The sequence below is a fragment of the Hymenobacter sp. HSC-4F20 genome (genome assembly GCF_019599275.1).
In the GTDB taxonomy this organism is placed as follows: Bacteria; Bacteroidota; Bacteroidia; order Cytophagales; family Hymenobacteraceae; genus Hymenobacter.
The window spans coordinates 2,246,452-2,264,848 of the sequence record NZ_JAHZTD010000001.1 but is presented as its reverse complement, the minus strand read 5'-3'; the positions used below and the strand labels follow the sequence as shown (position 1 = coordinate 2,264,848).

17 protein-coding genes are annotated in these 18,397 nt (G+C 58.3%); 3 read left to right on the top strand and 14 right to left on the bottom strand.

What is annotated here, in order from left to right; genetic code table 11:
* Nucleotides 1-3 precede the first annotated feature (3 nt).
* Nucleotides 4-1,152: an FAD-dependent monooxygenase gene (locus K3G63_RS09645; RefSeq protein WP_220613820.1), complete on the bottom strand. Its 1,149-nt coding sequence runs from the start codon at nt 1,150-1,152 to the stop codon at nt 4-6.
* A gap of 183 nt (nt 1,153-1,335) precedes the next feature.
* Here K3G63_RS09645 and K3G63_RS09640 point away from each other — a divergent pair, with 183 nt between their 5' ends.
* On the top strand, nt 1,336-1,764 hold the full coding sequence (locus K3G63_RS09640) for a hypothetical protein (protein ID WP_220613819.1): 429 nt from the start codon (nt 1,336-1,338) through the stop codon (nt 1,762-1,764).
* A gap of 83 nt (nt 1,765-1,847) precedes the next feature.
* On the opposite strand, the gene dnaK is transcribed toward K3G63_RS09640, so the two are convergent.
* The gene (gene dnaK / locus K3G63_RS09635) at nt 1,848-3,794 is read right to left on the bottom strand and encodes a molecular chaperone DnaK (protein ID WP_220613818.1); all 1,947 of its coding nucleotides are present in this window, start codon (nt 3,792-3,794) and stop codon (nt 1,848-1,850) included.
* 290 nt (nt 3,795-4,084) lie between these two features.
* Here dnaK and K3G63_RS09630 point away from each other — a divergent pair, with 290 nt between their 5' ends.
* Nucleotides 4,085-4,465, top strand: coding sequence for a hypothetical protein (locus tag K3G63_RS09630; RefSeq protein ID WP_220613817.1), 381 nt, complete (start codon nt 4,085-4,087; stop codon nt 4,463-4,465).
* Between the two features lie 65 nt (nt 4,466-4,530).
* On the opposite strand, the gene K3G63_RS09625 is transcribed toward K3G63_RS09630, so the two are convergent.
* The 6 genes from K3G63_RS09625 to K3G63_RS09600 all read right to left on the bottom strand — a co-directional run bounded on the left by K3G63_RS09625 (nt 4,531) and on the right by K3G63_RS09600 (nt 11,539).
* Nucleotides 4,531-5,568: a hemin-degrading factor gene (locus K3G63_RS09625; RefSeq protein WP_220613816.1), complete on the bottom strand. Its 1,038-nt coding sequence runs from the start codon at nt 5,566-5,568 to the stop codon at nt 4,531-4,533.
* A 39-nt stretch (nt 5,569-5,607) separates the two neighbouring features.
* Nucleotides 5,608-6,444 carry a heme ABC transporter ATP-binding protein gene (locus tag K3G63_RS09620; RefSeq protein WP_409070864.1) on the bottom strand — a complete coding sequence of 279 codons (837 nt, stop codon included), beginning with the start codon at nt 6,442-6,444 and terminating at the stop codon, nt 5,608-5,610.
* Nucleotides 6,445-6,573: 129 nt separating this feature from the next.
* The gene (locus K3G63_RS09615; RefSeq protein WP_220613814.1) at nt 6,574-7,713 is read right to left on the bottom strand and encodes an iron ABC transporter permease; all 1,140 of its coding nucleotides are present in this window, start codon (nt 7,711-7,713) and stop codon (nt 6,574-6,576) included.
* A gap of 10 nt (nt 7,714-7,723) precedes the next feature.
* Entirely contained in the window at nt 7,724-8,563 is an 840-nt protein-coding gene (locus tag K3G63_RS09610; RefSeq protein WP_220613813.1) for a hemin ABC transporter substrate-binding protein, read from the bottom strand.
* Between the two features lie 98 nt (nt 8,564-8,661).
* Nucleotides 8,662-9,309 (bottom strand): HmuY family protein, encoded by a 648-nt coding sequence (locus K3G63_RS09605; protein WP_220613812.1) that lies wholly within the window; start codon nt 9,307-9,309, stop codon nt 8,662-8,664.
* Between the two features lie 49 nt (nt 9,310-9,358).
* Complete coding sequence (locus tag K3G63_RS09600; protein ID WP_220613811.1) at nt 9,359-11,539, bottom strand: TonB-dependent siderophore receptor; 2,181 nt, start codon at nt 11,537-11,539, stop codon at nt 9,359-9,361.
* A 196-nt stretch (nt 11,540-11,735) separates the two neighbouring features.
* Between K3G63_RS09600 and K3G63_RS09595 the strand changes: the two genes are divergently transcribed.
* Nucleotides 11,736-12,254, top strand: a complete 519-nt coding sequence (locus K3G63_RS09595; RefSeq protein WP_220613810.1) for a hypothetical protein — start codon at nt 11,736-11,738, stop codon at nt 12,252-12,254.
* Nucleotides 12,255-12,769: 515 nt separating this feature from the next.
* Here the strand turns inward: K3G63_RS09595 and K3G63_RS09590 are convergent.
* The 6 genes from K3G63_RS09590 to K3G63_RS09565 form a co-directional block, all read right to left on the bottom strand.
* On the bottom strand, nt 12,770-13,855 hold the full coding sequence (locus tag K3G63_RS09590; RefSeq protein ID WP_220613809.1) for an adenylate/guanylate cyclase domain-containing protein: 1,086 nt from the start codon (nt 13,853-13,855) through the stop codon (nt 12,770-12,772).
* A 153-nt stretch (nt 13,856-14,008) separates the two neighbouring features.
* Nucleotides 14,009-14,836 carry an AraC family transcriptional regulator gene (locus tag K3G63_RS09585; RefSeq protein ID WP_220613808.1) on the bottom strand — a complete coding sequence of 276 codons (828 nt, stop codon included), beginning with the start codon at nt 14,834-14,836 and terminating at the stop codon, nt 14,009-14,011.
* A 6-nt stretch (nt 14,837-14,842) separates the two neighbouring features.
* Entirely contained in the window at nt 14,843-15,658 is an 816-nt protein-coding gene (locus tag K3G63_RS09580; RefSeq protein ID WP_220613807.1) for an oxidoreductase, read from the bottom strand.
* 279 nt (nt 15,659-15,937) lie between these two features.
* A complete protein-coding gene (locus K3G63_RS09575) occupies nt 15,938-16,909 on the bottom strand; it encodes an alpha/beta hydrolase (protein ID WP_220613806.1) in 972 nt (323 codons plus the stop codon).
* Nucleotides 16,910-16,917: 8 nt separating this feature from the next.
* On the bottom strand, nt 16,918-17,793 hold the full coding sequence (locus tag K3G63_RS09570) for a pseudouridine synthase (RefSeq protein WP_259404324.1): 876 nt from the start codon (nt 17,791-17,793) through the stop codon (nt 16,918-16,920).
* Nucleotides 17,794-17,908: 115 nt separating this feature from the next.
* Nucleotides 17,909-18,313, bottom strand: a complete 405-nt coding sequence (locus tag K3G63_RS09565) for a hypothetical protein (RefSeq protein WP_220613805.1) — start codon at nt 18,311-18,313, stop codon at nt 17,909-17,911.
* Nucleotides 18,314-18,397 lie beyond the last annotated feature (84 nt).

Sequence of the window (18,397 nt, the reverse complement as noted above, 5' to 3'; positions counted from 1 at the left end):
CCGCTATAGCTCTTGATACAACCACGCCATCTGGCTTCGACTCACGGCCGGGGGTAGCAGGCGCATCACGGAGTTGCGCAGCGTAGCCAGCCAAGGGGTTTCAAGCTGTCCGACGCGGCCTAAGTGCCAGGAAGTAGTGACAATGCGCCTAGTGCGCAGGAGGCGACGCTGCTCAAAGTGGCGGAAGGCAGCTGGCACATCGGTGGTTGCGGTAAGGCACTGGGCCAACACGGCGGCGTCTTCCACGGCCATGCCGGCTCCCTGGCCCATGTTGGGGGTAGTAGCGTGCGCCGCGTCGCCGAGGAGCAGCACGTGCCCGTAAGCAAAATGGCGTAGCGGTTGTAGGTCGAGGATGTCATTCCAGAGCAGTTGATCGTCGCGGGTAAGCGCCAGCAGCTCTGACACGGGCGCGTGAAACCCGGCAAATTCCCGCTCTAGGTCCGCCACCCGAAACGCCCGCAGCCTCGGGTTCTGAGGGTGGGGGCTGTTTAGGCAGGCAAACCAGTACACCCGGCCCCCGCCTACCGGCACGTAGCCGAACCGCCGACCCCGCTCGCCCCACGTCTCGCACGATTCGCCCACGGGCAACCGGAGCCGACTGGCTTCTACTACCGCTCGCCAGCAGGTGTAGCCAGCATAGCGGGGCTCGGTCTGGGGAAGTAGTTGGCGCCGCACCCGGGAGCGTAAGCCATCGGCCCCAATTAGGGCGTCGGCCCGCGCAACGTGGCCATCCGCGAAGTAGGCCACTACCCCTGTTGCCTCTTCCTCAAACCGTTCAAAAGCACAGCCCAGCTTTATCAGCCCCGACGGCAGCCCGCGGGCGAGTGCCTGGTGCAGGGCTGCCCGGTGCACGCCCAGATTCGGGAAGCCCAGGCGGGTAGTAAACGCCGACGTATCGGCGGCTTGCAGCAGATGACCCTGCTGGTCGCGTAAGTCCAGGCGCGTTACTGCCGAGCCATGCGCCAGGACGGCCTCCTGCAGGTGCAGCTGGTGCAGCGCCCGCATGGCATTGGCTCCCAGCACCACGCCGGCCCCAACCTCGCGCAACTCCGGCGCCGCTTCGAACACGCGCACTTGGTGGCCCTGTTGCAGCAGGGCATGCGCCGTAGTGAGCCCGCCAATGCCGGCCCCGATAATCAGAAAATCAGCCATGTTGTTTCCTTCTAGGTGCTACCGGAACGAGGCTGCGCAAGGTCAGGAGTATACGCGGATTTTGTATAAAAAATGCGTATACAGTTCTGCTACGCAATTTTTACATGAAAAAAATGAGTAACTAGCTTACTGCCCCCGAGCCGGTGTTGGCACATCCGCCCTTCTTTCCCTTCTGTGCGTCTTATGTCTTCTTTCCATGCTGCTGGTCAGGTACAGCTATATTTTGAAAACCCCGTTGGGCGCTTGCTAGAGCACCCGAGCGGATACCTGGTTGTGCAGTATGGTGCTGGCAAGCGCAAGTTTGAAGACATGCAAGTATACCTGACGAAGGCACGGGAGCTGTTGCAGCGCCGAGGGTGGTATAAGGTGTTAGGCGACCAGCGCAACATGACGGCTTTCACGCAGGAGGAGCGTAGCTGGATTACCGAAAACTGGCTTAACAAAGCTGCCTCACCCGGCCAGCCGTACTACGGAGCCGTCCTGTTGTCCCACGACGTGTTCGCCCGCCTCTCCATGAACCTGGTAATGAACGAGGCCCGCGAATCGGGGCTAGTCTATCGACTGTTCGAGGATGAGGCCGCGGCCGATGCATGGCTCCGGCAACTATCCTAGCCTCGGCTTATTGGCCGAGCAATACCTAAAAAGGCCCGGAGCGCAGCGCTCCGGGCCTTTTTAGTAGTCAAATGTTCCGGCACTTACTTGCCTACTTCTTCGTAGTCAACGTCCGTCACGTTGTCGTGCGGCTGGCCTTGCTGGCCGTTGCCGCCGGGCTGGCCGGCTCCACCGAAGGGGTTGCCACCGTCAGCACCAGGCTGGCCGTCGGCGCCACCTTGGGTAGCGGCGTACATTTCCTGCGAAGCAGCCTGCCAAGCAGCGTTGATAGCGGCCATGGCGGTGTCAATCTGGCCGAGGTCTTTGCTCTCGTGGGCCTTCTTCAGGTCGGCGAGGGCATTTTCAACGGCTGTCTTGTTGCCAGCGCTCAGCTTGTCGCCGTACTCGTTCAGCTGCTTCTCAGTCTGGAAGATCATCGAGTCAGCTTGGTTAACTTTCTCAATGCGCTCCTTCTCCTGCTTGTCAGCTTCAGCGTTAGCAGCGGCTTCGTTGCGCATACGCTCGATGTCGGCGTCGGTGAGACCCGACGAAGCTTCGATGCGGATTTTCTGCTCCTTGCCGGTGCCTTTGTCTTTGGCCGAAACGTGCAGAATGCCGTTGGCGTCGATGTCAAAGGTTACTTCGATTTGCGGAACACCACGGGGTGCTGGCGGAATCGAGTCGAGGTGGAAGCGGCCAATGGTGCGGTTCTGCGAAGCCAGCGGACGCTCGCCCTGCAGTACGTGAATCTCTACCGAAGGCTGGTTGTCGGAAGCTGTCGAGAAGGTCTCGGACTTCTTGGTCGGAATGGTCGTGTTCGACTCGATGAGCTTGGTCATCACGCCACCCATCGTTTCGATACCCAGCGAAAGCGGGGTTACGTCGAGCAGCAGTACGTCCTTCACTTCACCGGTCAGTACACCACCCTGGATGGCAGCACCTACGGCTACTACTTCGTCGGGGTTAACACCCTTCGAAGGCTTCTTGCCGAAGAACTTCTCTACTTCTTCCTGAATGCGGGGGATACGGGTCGAGCCACCTACCAGGATTACTTCGTCGATGTCGGAAGTGCTCAAGCCAGCGTCTTGCAGAGCCTTTTTGCAAGGCTCCATCGAGCGGCGCACCAGCGAGTCAGCCAGCTGCTCGAACTTGGCGCGGCTCAGCTTTACTACCAAGTGTTTCGGGCCCGAAGCGGTAGCCGTTACGTAGGGCAGGTTGATTTCAGTTTCGGTCGAAGAAGACAGCTCTACTTTGGCTTTCTCAGCGGCTTCTTTCAGGCGCTGGAGGGCCATAGCATCTTTGCGCAGGTCGAGGCCTTCGTTCTCGCTGGCGAACGTTTCAGCCAGGAAGTTGATGATTACTTGGTCGAAGTCGTCGCCACCGAGGTGGGTGTCACCGTTGGTGCTCAGTACTTCGAACACGCCATCACCCAGCTCCAGAATCGAGATATCGAAGGTACCACCACCCAGGTCGTACACGGCAATCTTCTGGTCTTTGTGCTTTTTGTCGAGGCCGTAAGCCAGGGCAGCAGCAGTAGGCTCGTTGATGATGCGCTTTACATCGAGGCCAGCAATGGCACCGGCTTCTTTGGTAGCCTGGCGCTGGGCGTCGTTGAAATAAGCCGGAACCGTAATAACGGCTTCGGTTACCGTCGTGCCGAGGTAGTCTTCGGCGGTCTGCTTCATTTTCTGCAGAACCATGGCCGAAATTTCCTGGGGCGTGTACTGACGGTCGCCGATTTGTACCGCTACCGTGTTGTTGGAACCGCGCACCAGCTCGTAGGAAACGTGCTTGGCTTCTTCGGTCACTTCGCCGAAGCCGCGGCCCATGAAGCGCTTAATCGACTGCAGTGTATTCTTGGGGTTGGTAATGGCCTGACGTTTGGCGGGGTCACCGACTTTCCGTTCGCCTTTACCGTTATCGAGGAACGCCACGATTGAGGGAGTCGTGCGGCGGCCTTCGCTATTCGGAATTACCACCGGCTCGTTGCCTTCCATTACGGCCACGCACGAGTTGGTGGTGCCGAGGTCAATACCGATTATTTTGCCCATGTGAATGGTTGTATATTAGGAGTTGAGGTGTCAGATACTGGTTGCGAATCACTCGCACCGGGGGAATTACAAGACGCGTACCAGCCAGGGAAATGCCTTTATTTCGTGACAGATTGTCATTTTGGAATATCTCGTGGTATCGTTTCGCGACGGTCTGACTTCTACGATAAAACCAGGGGTAGGATATGCTGACAGCCGGGCAGGAGTGAGAGTTCTAATTATTCGGTTATCAGTAACTGATACTAGTTTGTGCACCTTCTTTTCATCGTCGGGCATGATTCAATAGCTATATGAATACAGATAAACCATCACCTCAGATTATTGAACAGAGGATAAGAAATCTGCTTATTGAGTACGTCAAGATGGTTTCCGAATATCAGGCGGATGAGATGCCGGGGTTGACAGAAATAATTTATATGTGGCAGGATTTCGTTTTGTCTCCGTCCACTTTATATGTGTATCAGTTTCAGCCTCCTGTCTATACGCTAGATGAAAAAGTAGCGCTTAATGCGGTTGATGATGCGTGGAGCCTCTTTAGCAGCGTTGTAACTGATCAAATGATAGAGAAAGAATCAATAGGCTTAGCTACTTCTGAATGGTTGATGTTTGTTGAGGCGTCTAGTGTAGCGTTGGATGTGTTGATGAGGCGTGGCAAATTACCAGAGGACTAATCAGGGGGGCACAACAAAAAGGCCTAACCTAGCCGGTTAGGCCTTTTCAAGAAGAACTTCAGAATTTATAGCGCTGCCACCAGCTCCCGCCAGGCGCTTAGCTCCGGAACGCCCGGCTTGCGCTTGCCAAACAGGAGTAGCAGGTTGTTGCCAGCCGCGTCGTAGAGTTCAACACTGGTCACAATGCCGTCGGCGGTGGGCTTTTGCACAGCCCAGGCCTGGGCAATGTCGCCTACCTTCAGGTGCAGGTTGAAGTCGGGGTCGAGGACGTTGAGCCAGGAGCCAGTGGGCACAATGCGCTCCGTGGGTCCCGTATGGATTTGGATGCACCCCCGGCTGGCCACGAAAATCATGACGGACAGTTGCTGCTCCGAGGCCAAGCGCAGGGCCTGGTCGATGGCCTGCGGATCGAGCTGGCGCAGCAGTTCTGGTGGTCCCAGGCGCAGAGCCTGGGTGCGCGTAACCCCATATTGACGCAGCAGGCCGAAAAACTCGTGCGTATCCGTCATGGTGCGCCAGGCCGCACGGAAGCCTTCCGCATCAATGGCGTCGTCGTCTGCTTCAGTGGTGGGCGAGGAGGTAGGATGAGCGGTGAGCGTGGCGGGCTGGTAGCTGGCCCGGTACTGCGCTACCAGCGCCTCATACGCCGCCTGGTTGCTTTCTTCCAGCAAGTAGATTTTGTGCACGGCCTCCCCATCGGCGGCGAAAAACTGCAGGCTGCGGCGGCCATTCTCCTCCACGGCAAAGCCGAACTGCCAGTGGCTCATGAACAGGCGCAGGTCGATGTCCTCGCCCAGCACCAGGCCCATTTGGCCATTGAACGATACTTTTTGGTATTCCCCCTTGCGCTCATGAACGGCGCTGTCGTTGCGGGTGAGGGCCATCACGCGGCCGAGGGTGGGCACTTGCTTGAGCAGCTCCCGGAAGTCGCCGCTCAGGAAGGTGACGGGCGAGTTGGCATGACCGGTGCAGCGGGTAGCCAGCAACTCGGCTTCGCTGACGCCCAGGGCGCGGGCTGCGTCGCGGATGCGGCTTTTGGGGTTTTCCTGCTGGTAGGTAAGCCAGCGTTCGGCCAGCGAGAGGGGGGAGGTGAGCGTTTCCATGAGAAAGGAGAAGCGTTGGATGAGAAGATGAGAAAAGCGCTACACGGCCCGGCGGGGGCAGGGCACAATGAGCGGGCAGCTAAGGTGAGGGTGCGGCAAAAGCTGCACATCAATCTGAAAGCCGCGGTGAATATTCTCGCAGGTGAGCACCTGAGCCGGTGCCCCGTAGGCTACCGGTTGGCCCTGGGCTAACAACAAAATACGGTCAGCGTACTGGGCCGCCAGATTCAGGTCGTGCAGCACAGCAATGACGCCAAAGCCGCGCAAAACCAAGTCGCGGGCAATATCCAGGGTGTGGTGCTGGTGGTGGAGGTCCAGGCCGGTCAGAGGTTCATCGAGGAGCAGAAAGCCTTGTTGCGCTTCCCACACCTGAGCCAGTACCCGCGCCAGCTGGGCCCGCTGCTGCTCCCCACCCGAAAGCGTGGGGTAGCTGCGAGCTGCCAGCGCGGAGAGGCCTACTGTGCTCAGGGCGGCTTCCACAATCCAGTGGTCGTGGGCGGAGGGTTGGCCCTGAAAGTGAGGGTAGCGGCCCATCATGACCAACTCCGCCACCGGAAAAGCCAAAGACAGTGTGTGCTGTTGGGTGAGCACAGCCCGGCGCTTAGCCAGGGCCGGGGCAGGGCATTCCGCTAAAGGTTGCCCATCGAAGTGCACCGTGCCGTGGGTCGGCGTCAGGTCGCCGCTGAGCAGGCGCAGCAGCGTAGATTTTCCCGCCCCATTGGCCCCCACCACGGCCAATAGCTCGCCGGGGCGGGCCCGAAAGGAAACCTGTTGCAGCAGGGTTTTCCGACCGGTTTGATAGGTTACGTTCTCGACATCGAACATGAAAGGTGGGGAGTGACAGGTTAGAGGTGATGGGAGGGGTAGTGAAGACAGGGGCCAATTGCAAGCGCCTGCTTTGCTTCGGCCTGAAATTGACAGGGTAGTAGAATCCGGGGGGTGAGGGAGCGGAACACCCGATGGCGGTTTGAGCAGAAACAGGGGGTAGGGCTCCGATGGGTTCGGCTACCTTGCTGCTTGGCGGCGCTGGCGCAATAAAATCCAGAGAAAAGTTGGGGCACCCAGCAAGGCTGTCAGGATGCCGATAGGAAGCTCCGCCGGGGCCACTAGGGTGCGGGCCAGCGTATCGGCCAGCACCAGTACCACGGCACCGCCCAGCGCTGAGCCCACCAACACCCGGCGGTTATCGGGGCCAGCCACCAGGCGTATCAGGTGGGGCACAATCAGCCCTAAAAACCCAATGGCACCTACCACAGCTACACTCGCACCTACCGCCAACGTTGACAAGCCGATGAGTTGGCGCTTAAGCCGGGCCACGGGCAGACCCAGGTGGGTAGCTTGGTCCTCACCCAGGGCCAGCAAGTTCAGGGGTTTACCGAGGGTAGGCAGCCACAGCAGGGGTAGGACCAGAAACGGCAGCAACCGCAGCACCGTGGGCCAGGAGGCGCCGCCCAGGCTCCCGAGCCCCCAGAATGTGATGCTGCGCAGTTGCTCGTCGGTGGCTACGTAGGTAAGCAGCCCTGTGAAAGCACCGGCCAGCGCATTAATGGCAATGCCCACCAGCAACATAGAAGCTACCACCGTGCGCCCGCCCTCCCGCGAAATGCGGTACACCAGAAACGTGGTGGCGCAGGCTCCGGCAAATGCTACCACCGGCAGCAGATAAAACCCCAAAGCCTCCCGGATGGCTGCTAAACCGGCAAACACGGCCAGCAGCTTTACCTCCAGCACAATGGTAGCTACCGCGGCCAATGAAGCGCCCGACGAAATGCCAATCAAGCCTGTATCGGCCAGGGGGTTGCGGAAAAGGCCTTGCATGCTGGCACCGGCCAAGCCCAACCCCGCCCCCACCAGCACCCCCAGGCACACCCGCGGCAACCGAATGGCCCAGAGCACGGCTTCCTGTTGGGGCTCAAACGCCAGCCCGGAGGTCAGCCCAGCTTTATGCAGCAGAATGCCCAGCAGAGCCGGCACCGGAATAGCCACGGCCCCCACTCCGGCTCCTACCAGCACGGTGCCCAGCAGCAACACCACCAGTACAGGCACGAGCAGGCGCTGGCGCTTCGAGGCGGCCAGCCGAAACACGCTAGGTTTGGGGGGAGCGGATAGGGTAGGCGCAGGTGGCGCTTGCGTAAGAGTTGTCATCGGGAAGGCCTTACTTCAGCTTGCTGGCTAGCTCCGTGGCGGCCTGGCCCAGGCGCGGCCCGAAGCCCGTGAGCAGTTGCCCATCCATTTCCACTACCCGACCCGTGCGGCCCGCCGTGGTCTGGGCTACCCCCGGAATCTGGAGCAAGCCGGTTTTGCCGCCCAGGCTCTGCAAGCCACTATCGAAAAGCAGGAGCACATCGGGGTTAGCGGCTACCAAGGCTTCGGCGGTCAGAGGCTTGAAGTCGGAAAAGCCAGTGGCGGCATTGCGGGCACCGGCCAACTGCATCACTTTTTCCACCGAAGTGCCTTGGCCCGCTACCATTAGAGTGCCTGCGCCCCGGGCATAAATAAAGAGCACTTTCGGCGCGGCGGCCGGCTTTTTCACTTTCGCTAAATCAGCATCCAGCTTAGCCGTTACGGCGGGCACCTGAGCCGTTGCCCCGAAGGAAGCCGCCACTTCTTTGATGAGCTGCTTGGTACCGGCCACCGAGTAGTCTTGCTTGAATAGCTGTACCGTGATGCCCGCGGCTTTCAGTTGGGCGGCCACTTCCGGCTTCAACGACTCCGTGGTACCTACCACCAATGTGGGGTTCAGGGCCAGTACGCCCTCAGCTGAAATGTTGCGGTTGTGGCCCACCTTGGGCAGTTTGGTGAGAGCTTCGGGGTAGGTACTGGTTACATCAACGCCCACCAGTTGCGGCTGGCGGCCGAGGGCGCAGATAATTTCGCTGATGGTGCCGTTGAGCGACACAATGCGCGGAGAAGCAGGCGCGGCCGAAGCAGCGCGCCCGGACAGCAGCAGAGCCATTACCAATGCAGCCCGCAGGAAAGAAAAAAGGCGTGTCATAGAGAAAGAGAAGCAGAAGGAAAAGTTGTGCCGACAGCGGACGACCCGGCGGGCCGCTAGCCCCGCAGGCCCGGTGGTCCGGGTCGCCCGCGCCGGACTTATTTCAGGTTGGTGCTGCCGTCGGGCTGGTACACGTAGCGGAAGGTGTAGTAGCCTCGGGGCTCGGTTCCGGTCGGGGAGGCCGGTGCATCCTTGTAGTAGCTCACGATTTCCAGCTTGGCGTACTTGCCCGCCGCCGTGCGCAGCAGAATCACCTTGCCCGCAATCGGTGACACGACGTGGGTAGTGGAGTTGTAATTGTACCAGCCCTTGCCCGAGCCCGTAGGAATAGCGTAGGCAGTGCGCGAATCCACGTTATAGCCCGTAGCGGGCGCCGCAGTTATTTCAGAAAACAACCCGTCCTGCACGATGGCGCCGCCCTGCCCGGGGCCGCTGCTGCCCCCGTTCACGAGGATGGTAGTAGTGCGCACGGCAATGTCCCACTTGGTTGTGGCCGAATCGGTGTAGGGCACCTCGCTCTTGGTAGCCAGGTTGTAGAAGGCGTAGTGCCGGGGCGTGCCGGGCTGGCCGGCGGTAGGAGGGGTAGTAGAAGTCGGAGCCGGGCCCAGGTTGCTGGCCGTTTCGGTTTTCAGCGCCTCGGCGGGCTTTACCTCGTTATCGTCGTTGTCATCGTTGGAGCAGGCGCTGAGGGTAAGGACCGCGCCCGACAGGGTTAGCAATGCGAAGCGGGAGAACAGCTGGTTCATAAGGAAAGAAGTGAAGAAATGAGGTGATGAAGTGACAAGGAGGAAAGGGCTACTTCGAACCCAGAGCCACCGTCAGGCTGGCGTAGTACAGGCGGCCGGGTACGGTGCTGAGGTAGGCCGGGTCAGTGTAGTTCAGCACGTTATCAAGGCCGGCTTGCAGGGTGTAGCGCTGGCGGAAGGCTTTGGCCGCCGACACATTCCAGAGCCAGTACCCCGCTACGTATTCGTTGCCGGTATCCAGAATCAGGTTGCCGTTGCGGTCCTGAAAGCCATAGCGCCCCCGGTACACCCCGCGCACACTGCCCGACCAGCCCGTGGCCTGATTGTCGTAGAAAAGCTTCACGTTGGCCATGTGACGGGAGCGGTTAAACAAGCCCCCGTAGTCAGCCACTTTCAGCCGGGTAGTTTCCAGTGTTTCCGGATCGCGGCGATAGATGGAGCCGTTCTTCAGCTGGGTCACCACGTTGCGGTCCTTCGCCACTAGGTATTGGTAGCCGGCACTCAGGGTTAAGTGGGCACGTAGCAGGTAGCGGGCATCGGTTTCCAGCCCCTGGGTGTAGGCCCGGCTCACGTTGCGGTAGGAGTACACCGACTGCCCATTGGTTTTCTGAGCCACGGCGGCGGTTTCAATCAGGTCGCGCAGGTCGTTGTGGAAAAAGTTGGCAGTCAGGCGGAGTTTCGGGGTAGGGTCGAGCTGCAGGCCAGCGTTATAGGCCCGGGAGCTTTCAGCCGTGAGGCTGCTGGCCTGCTCCAGCAGGGGCGCATTGATAAGTGGCTGCCCCGTGGCCGGGTCGAGGGCTAGTTGGCCCTGAGCCGCCAGTTGAGCCACCTTTTCCCGCACTTGATGGGTGCCGAACACACTGTAGCCCACGGCCGGGTTCGAGAAGTTGAGGTAAAGCTGACGGAAGTCAGGAGCCCGGAAGCCGCGCCCCGCTGAGGCCCGCACGGCCAGCCACGGCCGAAGCTGGTAGCGCCCCGAAAGCTTCGGGCTAAGTTGTCCTTGGTACTGGCTGTGGCCGTCGTAGCGCACCCCAGCCACCAGGTTCAGGCCGGTCAGCGGGCTCCAGTCATCCTGCAGATAGCCGTAGGCCGAGCGCATCTGTTGGCGCTGGTCGTAGCGAGTGGCTTCCACGGATTCCCAGAGGTAGCCCGTCCCTACTGTAAGCGTGTGTTTGGGGTGCAGGCGCCAGTCGAGTTGAGCTTCCGGGCGGGTGAAGGTCTGGTGGAAATAGCTGGCGTCGTAGGGCGTGCCGTCGGCGGTATAGGTGTAGTCTTCCTTAGTGCGGTAGCCGGCGTGGTAGAAGCGTAGCGTACCGAAGAGCTTATCGGAGAAGCAGCGCGTAACCGATGGGTTCAGGCTGAAGTCCTGCTGACGGGCCTTCAAGCCAACCTGGGCTACTTGTCCGCCTTCTGTAGTAATCGGCAGGTTGCTGGCCTGGTCTTCAATGAAGTATCGCCCCGAAACGCTCAAAGTGGTCTTGTCGTCGAGCTGGTAGGAAAGGCGACTCTGGCCGGTGTAGTTTGTGAAGGGAGGCACGGTGGCCTGCCCACTGGCGGGCTGCAAGGTGTAGCCGGCGGAGCTGTAGCGGTTGCCAAATACGGTCAGGCCTAGTTGGTTGTGCCGGTAATTGAAGGTGCCGCCCACATCAGCAGTGCGGTTGGCACCGTAGCGTAGGCGCACCTCGCCGCGGGTGCCGGGTTGGGGCTTCTGGGTGATGATGTTTACTACCCCCGCCAGCGCTTCAGACCCCCACAAGGCTGAAGCCGGGCCCTTCACCACTTCTACCCGCTCAATGTTGCCCACGGCCACCCGCGAGAGTTCCAGGGTGCCCGCCGTGCGGCCAATTAGCGGTTCGCCATCTACCAGAATCAGCGTGTACTCCGGGTTAAGGCCCTGCATCTGCACACCGCGGCCGTGGTCGGCCCCTACGTTAAGGCCGGTTTGCTCCCCCAGTACCTCCGTTAGGCGCACAGCGCCCATCGCCTGAATTTGCTGTCGGCTAACCACGGTCACCGGAATGGGCACCTCTGTCAGGGTCTTTTCGGTACGGGTAGCTGTTACTACCACCTCCCGTAGCCGCAAGTGCTGGGCGCTAGTATCAGCCAGTGCAGGCCGCTGCTGGGCCATTCCCAACGCCGGGCTTACCACCAGAACCAACAAGAAAGCTGAGGAAGAGAAGCGGTGCATTTGCCAGGGGTAGCAGCAGCCATCCGGCAATGCAAAAGACATTGGGTAGGCTGTTATTGTTTAGAAATGTTCTAAACAGTGGCAAATGTATAGTACCCCAAGTGACGTGCAAACCTTATTTAGAATTAATTCAAATAAAGTTAAGATTGTTAGGAATGCTTTTCTACCTTCGCCTTACTGCTGACTTTCTAGCCTCTTATTCAGGATTTGCGAATTCTGAATTCTTCCTTCCTCAAGTATGCGCAAGCACCACGGAATGCGGCCGCAGGACGTCGTTTTGCTGCTGAAAATCAGTTTACTGGAAAAACTTAACTGGCAAGGTAAAGCCTTAGCAGCGGCATTGGGGCTTAGTCCGGCCGAAGTATCCGACGCGCTACGCCGCTGTCAGTTTGCCCGACTGCTGCACCCTGAACACCGCACTATTAACCGGCCGCGGCTGTTACGCTTCCTCGTGCACGGCCTACCGTGCGTGTTTCCAGTCGAGCTAGGTCCGCATCAACAAGGCCTGCCCATCTTACTACCCAAACAAGGCGGGCTTGCTACCCCCGAAACCTACGTGTGGCCTACCGCCGATGGCCCAGCCTGGGGGGCTACCATTGAGCCCTTGTACCCTGGGGCCGTACTGGCTGCCCGTCAGGACCCGGCTTTGCACGAACTGCTCACGCTAACGGAGGTACTGCGGCTAGATAACCCGGTGCTACGCACCAGCGCTAAGCAGCAACTACAGGAACGGCTTTTGGTAAGCGAAGCAGGGTAGCCAAGCCTGGCTAAGCGGAGTTTTCTGCCCAATGCACGCACAATAGCAACAACCCGCATCCTGTCAACAAGCTGGCGTGAGTAGTAAAGTGCAAATAACTGTAGAACCACCTGGAATCCTGAGCAAAGCGCCGGACGACAGGGGTTGGGAAAGACATTAGAGTCCACCAACAGCGAGTGTAAAGCAGCCTCGTCCTGTACGGCGTTGAATACGCACTACCATATGCCCGAGGCCATCCAGCGCTGGAAGCGCATGTATGTAGTGTGTTAGTTGCCGCGTTCCGGTAGCAAAGCCCGCCCCTGGGCGCCGTTGCGCGCCAACCAGAGCACGGCTTCCACGAATTGGCGATTGTTGCGCCCTTGCCCAGTGCTGGTACCCGCCTAAACCACCAACCGAGCCCACGGTGCGTCCGTCAACTGCTGGTCCATGGCGCAAGACAACCACTGGTAACACTCTGGTATATTTGTCGTTATGCCGTATCCTCTGTTGAAAATGAGGACATAGCAAGGGCTTCCTCACAGAAGAGGTAGATAGACCTGCACATCGAATAGCTCCGTTGTGCTGGCTTTGCCACGCAGGGCTTGTCCGCCTAGCGCCGTAAACTGAAATTCTGGCTGCTCCCCCAGCTGTTGACGTAAGGCGGCTGAAATCAGGAAACGGCTGCCGAGGCTATTGCACTGGGCCTGAATGCGCGCCGTGGTGTTGAGCACGTCGCCATGGTAAACTACCTCCCGATGCTGCGTACCGACGAGTACGGTCGTCACTACGCCGCCGTGCGCCCCGGCCTTGAACGCGGGCACCACGCCGTATGCGTCCTGGTAGGCCTCATGCCGCGCATTAATGGCCCGCTGCATCTCGAAAAAGCACTGCAGGCAGCTGGCATACTGCCGCCCCGTCGCGGCGGGCCAACTGACCACGACTTCATCGCCCACGTACTGGTACACTTCCCCGCGGGAAGCCGCAATGGCCGGGCTCACGTCCCGGAAAAAGTCGCATACGAGGCGGCTGTAACGGTCATTGCCGAGTAGCTCAGCCAAGTGCGTCGAGTCTTTCAGATCGACGAAGAGAAAAATGCGCTCTTCGGTTTCCGGCTGCTGATAACGCCCACGTAGCAGATCCTGTAGCCGGCGGCGGCTCATACCCTGTAGTAATTGTCGTAGCAGGGTAGTCACCAAGACCGTTAGAGCATAGACAAGCGGGACTAGTAATACCCGTCGCCACGGTTCAGCAGGGGCGCTGCCTGGCTCCGTCCAGAGGTGAGGGAGTGCCAAATAGTGCGCGATGAGGCGAAAACCACCGTAGAGCAGCAGTAGTAGCAGGCCATGCCCGACGCCTTGCAGGGCCGTGGCAAGGCGCAAAGGCAGGCGTTGTACCAGCGCCGGAAAAACGAGGACCTCGAGTACGCCCAGCGCCCAGCCAATGGGCAGTCCGATTAGGGCCAGGGGCAGCAGGGCCCGAGTCGGCACCCAGAGCAGCAGGGCCAGGGTGAGCAGGACCCCGACGAACGCGCCCCCAATACTGCCAATAGTTTGCAGCACATGCCGACGGGCGGCCCAAAACCGGGCAGCACGCGCCGCAGAAACCTGACTAGAAGAGGACATGCACGAGGAGGATACCCACTGCATACAGGCAGCGGTCTGCTGAATAAGGGAGGGGCTCGTGACGTGGGGTAAATATGGCCACGTCTAGTTGGTCATATAAGCGCAGAAGTTGTGACGAGTTAGGCAGTTGGCGATGCAATAGCCTCGTTCTCGTTAGCACCCGGTAGTTCTATGCTCTTCCGTCAATTCGGTTGGCGTGAGGCCAAATGCTTTTTTAAAAGCAAAAGAAAAGTGCGACAGGTTTTCAAACCCAACTTCTAAATACACCTCTGAGGGGCGCATTTCTCTTTGCGATATGAGATAGTGCGCTTGTTCCAGGCGCTTATGCTGCAGCCACTTTTCCGGCGTCGTATCAAATATTTTTCTAAAATCTCTTTTGAAGGTAGATAAGCTGCGTCCCGCCAATTTCGCAAACGATATCAATGGAATGTTGTACTTGAAATTATGATTCATGTACGTTTCCAAATCTATCTTGTGTGGCTCCTGAAAATCGAATAAAAATTTTCGGTAGACATCACCTGTCTGAAGCAATAGTTCAATTGCTTCATAGGTTTTAAGCTCCGCAATTTTTGCACTCAATCTTTGCGGATGATCGATATACGGTAAAAGGGAATCAAAAAAACCTTTCAAGAACGCATTACTGGTTAGATCAAGCATCGCGCTGCCCTTGTACGCACTTTGCTTCGAAATACTATTTTCAGTTGCGTAATGGTGTAAGGTTTTTTGATCAAGAAAGAGGCTGATCAACGAAGGCGGCTCTCCATTCGGCCCAGCTTGTTTTCGTTTTTTAAATAATTCATTCCGACGCATCAAACAGATGGTGCCTTCTTTCATAACAAACGAACCCTCGTTTGAGAAGTACTGTGACTCACCGGATAACATAATGCCTAGCGCATGGTCTGGGAAGTAATGCTCACTACTTTGCATTTTCTGGTGACCACGCGCGTAGAGAATATTATGTTGCAGAAAGACGTTGTCCATGGTGCATTATTTTATTTGACTCATAATCAATTTATCCATCTGCTTATCGGATAAAATTCTTTTCAACCCTAGCAAAACCAAAGAGGCTAGTTGCGAAGTCGTATATCTTGCTTTTGGGCTTTTTGCTTCAATACCCTTCCTAACAAGTTTCGCTATTACGACAGGTTCCGCCACATTCTTCGCTAGTCGGGTAAATAAAGCATGGGTTTTAGACGTCAGGTCTTTGTACGCCGTGTTTCCCGATACTTTCAGAAGAATATCCGTTGCCACGGTTCCCCATTCCGATCGGGTGGCCCCCGGCTCCACCACGATTACATCAATACCAAACTCTTTCACTTCATTGCGTAGGCTGTCGCTCAACGCTTCCAAAGCGAATTTGCTGGCGTGATACCACCCACCTAGTGGAAACGCAATCTTACCGCCCACTGAGGAAATATTTACAATCTTACCGTATCGGTTTTCGCGCATTTTCGGCAATACCAGTTGGGCCAACCGCATGGCTCCGAATACATTCACTTCTAATTGATAGCGGGCGTCTTGCATCGGAAGATCTTCGATGGCCCCTTCTAACCCAAAGCCGGCATTGTTGACCAAAATATCAATGCTTTCTTCTGCTGCGAAAATTTTATTCACGCACGTCACTACGCTTTCGTCTTTGGTTACATCCAGCGCAACGGGGATGATACCGTAGCTTTTCAGATCCAGCATGTTGTCTGTTCTGCGCGCTCCCCCATACACTGTATAGCCATGTTGGGCAAGATAGATGGCCGTTGCCTTACCAATTCCAGCAGAAGCACCCGTAACTAAGGCTGTATTTTTCATGTGTTTACCAGTTGGGTTGTGTAGTATTTACATGACAAAGGTACCAGCAGGGTTAGGGGGCTGTTTTGGTGAAACGTCCAAGTTTGTGTGCTGAAAAGGTCACATCAGGGGAATCGTTTGATTGGCTTGAACTATCTGTTGGAAATGCGTGCGCCCAGAGCTTTGTGCCGGTTCTTGATGCTTAGCTGATGTCGCAGTTCTTGGAAATACTCTTCCTGGTTCCCCTGCTTAGAGAGGAGCTAGCTGCTGGCTATTGCAAGTGTGCAACAATGGCCGCACTTACTGCTTGTGCATTGTAGGTAGCTCAGGTAGGCGTTCTAATGCCTGCGCAACGGTATGTTGCCATAGCTGCTTGTGTTTCCACCAATAGGGTTCGTGGCCGGAACTGGGGAAATCCTGGCGTTGCTTGGGGCCACGCAGGGCAGCATAAATAGCGTCCGTTTCCGGGCGGGTTACGCGCGGGTCGGCTTCGCCCCACATGAGCAGGGTAGGAATAGTGATGCGAGCGGCGTACTGGGTAGCATCGAGGTCAAAGGCCCAGAAATTATTTTCTACCCCGCCCCAGAACACGAGCAGGTTGGCCATCGGGAAGGGCGGGACGTGCATGGAGCGGAAGCGGCTCTGGGCGGTTTCGAGCATGGAACCGTAGGGGCACTCCAGTAGGTTGGCCGTGGGGCGCACGCCCAACTCTGCTTCGGCCCGCAGAGTGGCTACCGCGCCCATGGAGTTGGCGTAAATGAATACCGGCCCCGGCCGCTGCTGCAGCCAGTGTACCACCGCGGCCACGTCGGCGGCTTCGTGGTGGCCCACGGTGCAGATGTTGCCCTCGGAGCCACCGTTGCCGGCAAAATCCGTCAGCACAACGCTGTAGCCCAGGCTGCGGAAGTAGCTGGCCTCGGTGAGCAGTTTTGCTTTCGAACTGGTATAGCCATGAAATAGCGCTACCGTGCCGCGCGCGTTCGGGACCTCGCCGTGCCACACCTCCAGCCGCCCATTGGGGCTTTCGATGTAGGTAGTGACGTAGGGAAAATCGGGGGTGGCTTGGTTGACGGGCTTGGGATTTTTGATGCCCGTGAGCAACACCCACAGCTTTTGCGGAAGCGTCAGCTGTTCGGGGTTATCGGTATGGGTACTTATTTCGGTAGTGAAGTGCGTAAACCGCCAGGCATGGAAGGCAGCTACCCCATTCAGCAGCACAAAGGCCACGGCAGCCAGCGCCGCTACCCACCGCAGTTTTCGGGCGTGGCGCATACGCTGGCTTAGCTACGCCCTGAGCGGCCACCCGCCGAACCTGGTTTGCGGGGCGCGCTACCCCGTCCGGCCGACTTAGGGCCAGGCTTGCTGCCGGTTTTGCCGGGGGTAGCGTTGCGGCCGGCGCCCCGGGTACCAGCAGCACGCGGGGCGCCGCCGGCTGCTTTTCCACCTCCGGGGGTAGTGAAACCACTTCGGTTGGTGCTACGTGGCTTTTCACCAGCAGGCCGCACGCCACCGGGCCAGTATTCCGAGCCCTTGCCGGGCGTTTTGAAGGTGCCGGCCGCGGCGGTCTGGGCGGCCATGTCTTCGGTTAGGGCTTGCACTTCTTCCTTGGTCAGGTCGCGCCACTCGCCGGGCTGCAACTGATCTACCCGCAAATCGGCAATGCTGACGCGCACGAGGCGCAGGGTGGGGTAGCCCACGGCGGCCGTCATCTTGCGTACCTGCCGGTTCATGCCCTGCGAAATCCGGATTTGTACCCACGTGGTCGGGATGTTGGCCCGGAACCGTACCGGTTTGCTACGCTCCCACAGTTCCGGCGCTTCGGGCAGCAAAGTTACCTCGGCGGGGGTAGTAAAACCGGTTTTCAGGTCTACGCCACGGCGCAGGTTTTCCAGGGCTTCCTCCGTCGGCACGCCTTCTACCTGCACCCAATACGTTTTTGGCACCTTGAAGCGCGGTTCCGACAGGCGATGCTGGAGCTGTTTGTCGTCGGTGAGCAGTACCAGCCCTTCGGAGTCGTAGTCGAGGCGACCAACGGGGTAAATGTTCGGGACGTTGACGAAATCCTTGAGCGTTTTCCGGCCGGTTTCGTCGGTAAACTGGGTCAGGACCTCGTAGGGTTTGTTGAGCAGAATGTAGCGCATGACGGGCATGAGCATTCCAGCTCATGTAGAAGCAATAAAAAGAGGATTCCAGGCCGATGCCAGCAAACCAGCGTGCTCACCAAGGAGCATCCGGGCTTGCGGCGTGAGGCCGGAACAGCAAAGGTACGGTTTACTTCTGCAGCCGCTTCCGGCGCAGGCTTTCGGCCATTAAAATGCGTACGTCGCCGCTCGGGCGCACTACATACTCGCCACTGTCGCGCACCATAACCCCGTTGCGCATCTCGTCGCGGTAGTCGTGGTATACCAGCGTGCCAATACGCACGGAGTCGGCGGGGGTAGGGGCGGGCGGGGCAGGCTGGCCGTTGATCTGGGCCATCTGGGCCAGGTACAGAAGGGAGTCGCGCTTAGTGTAGGGCTGGAAGCGAAACTTGCCGGGAAAGTAGTTTTTAGCGTCAGAAATACGGTTGCGCACGAAATCCTGCACGGCTAGCTCGGCCTTTTTTTCGGTGTTTTTGGCGCAGCCAACCAGCAAAAGGAGAGCAGAGAAGAGAAGAGGAAGAATCAGGCGGTTCATCGAATGAGCGTGGTAATCTTGAGCCTCCGCACGGAGAGGCCGGCTACGGAAGTAGTTGCAGCAACAAGTATTTTTTCGCGGAGA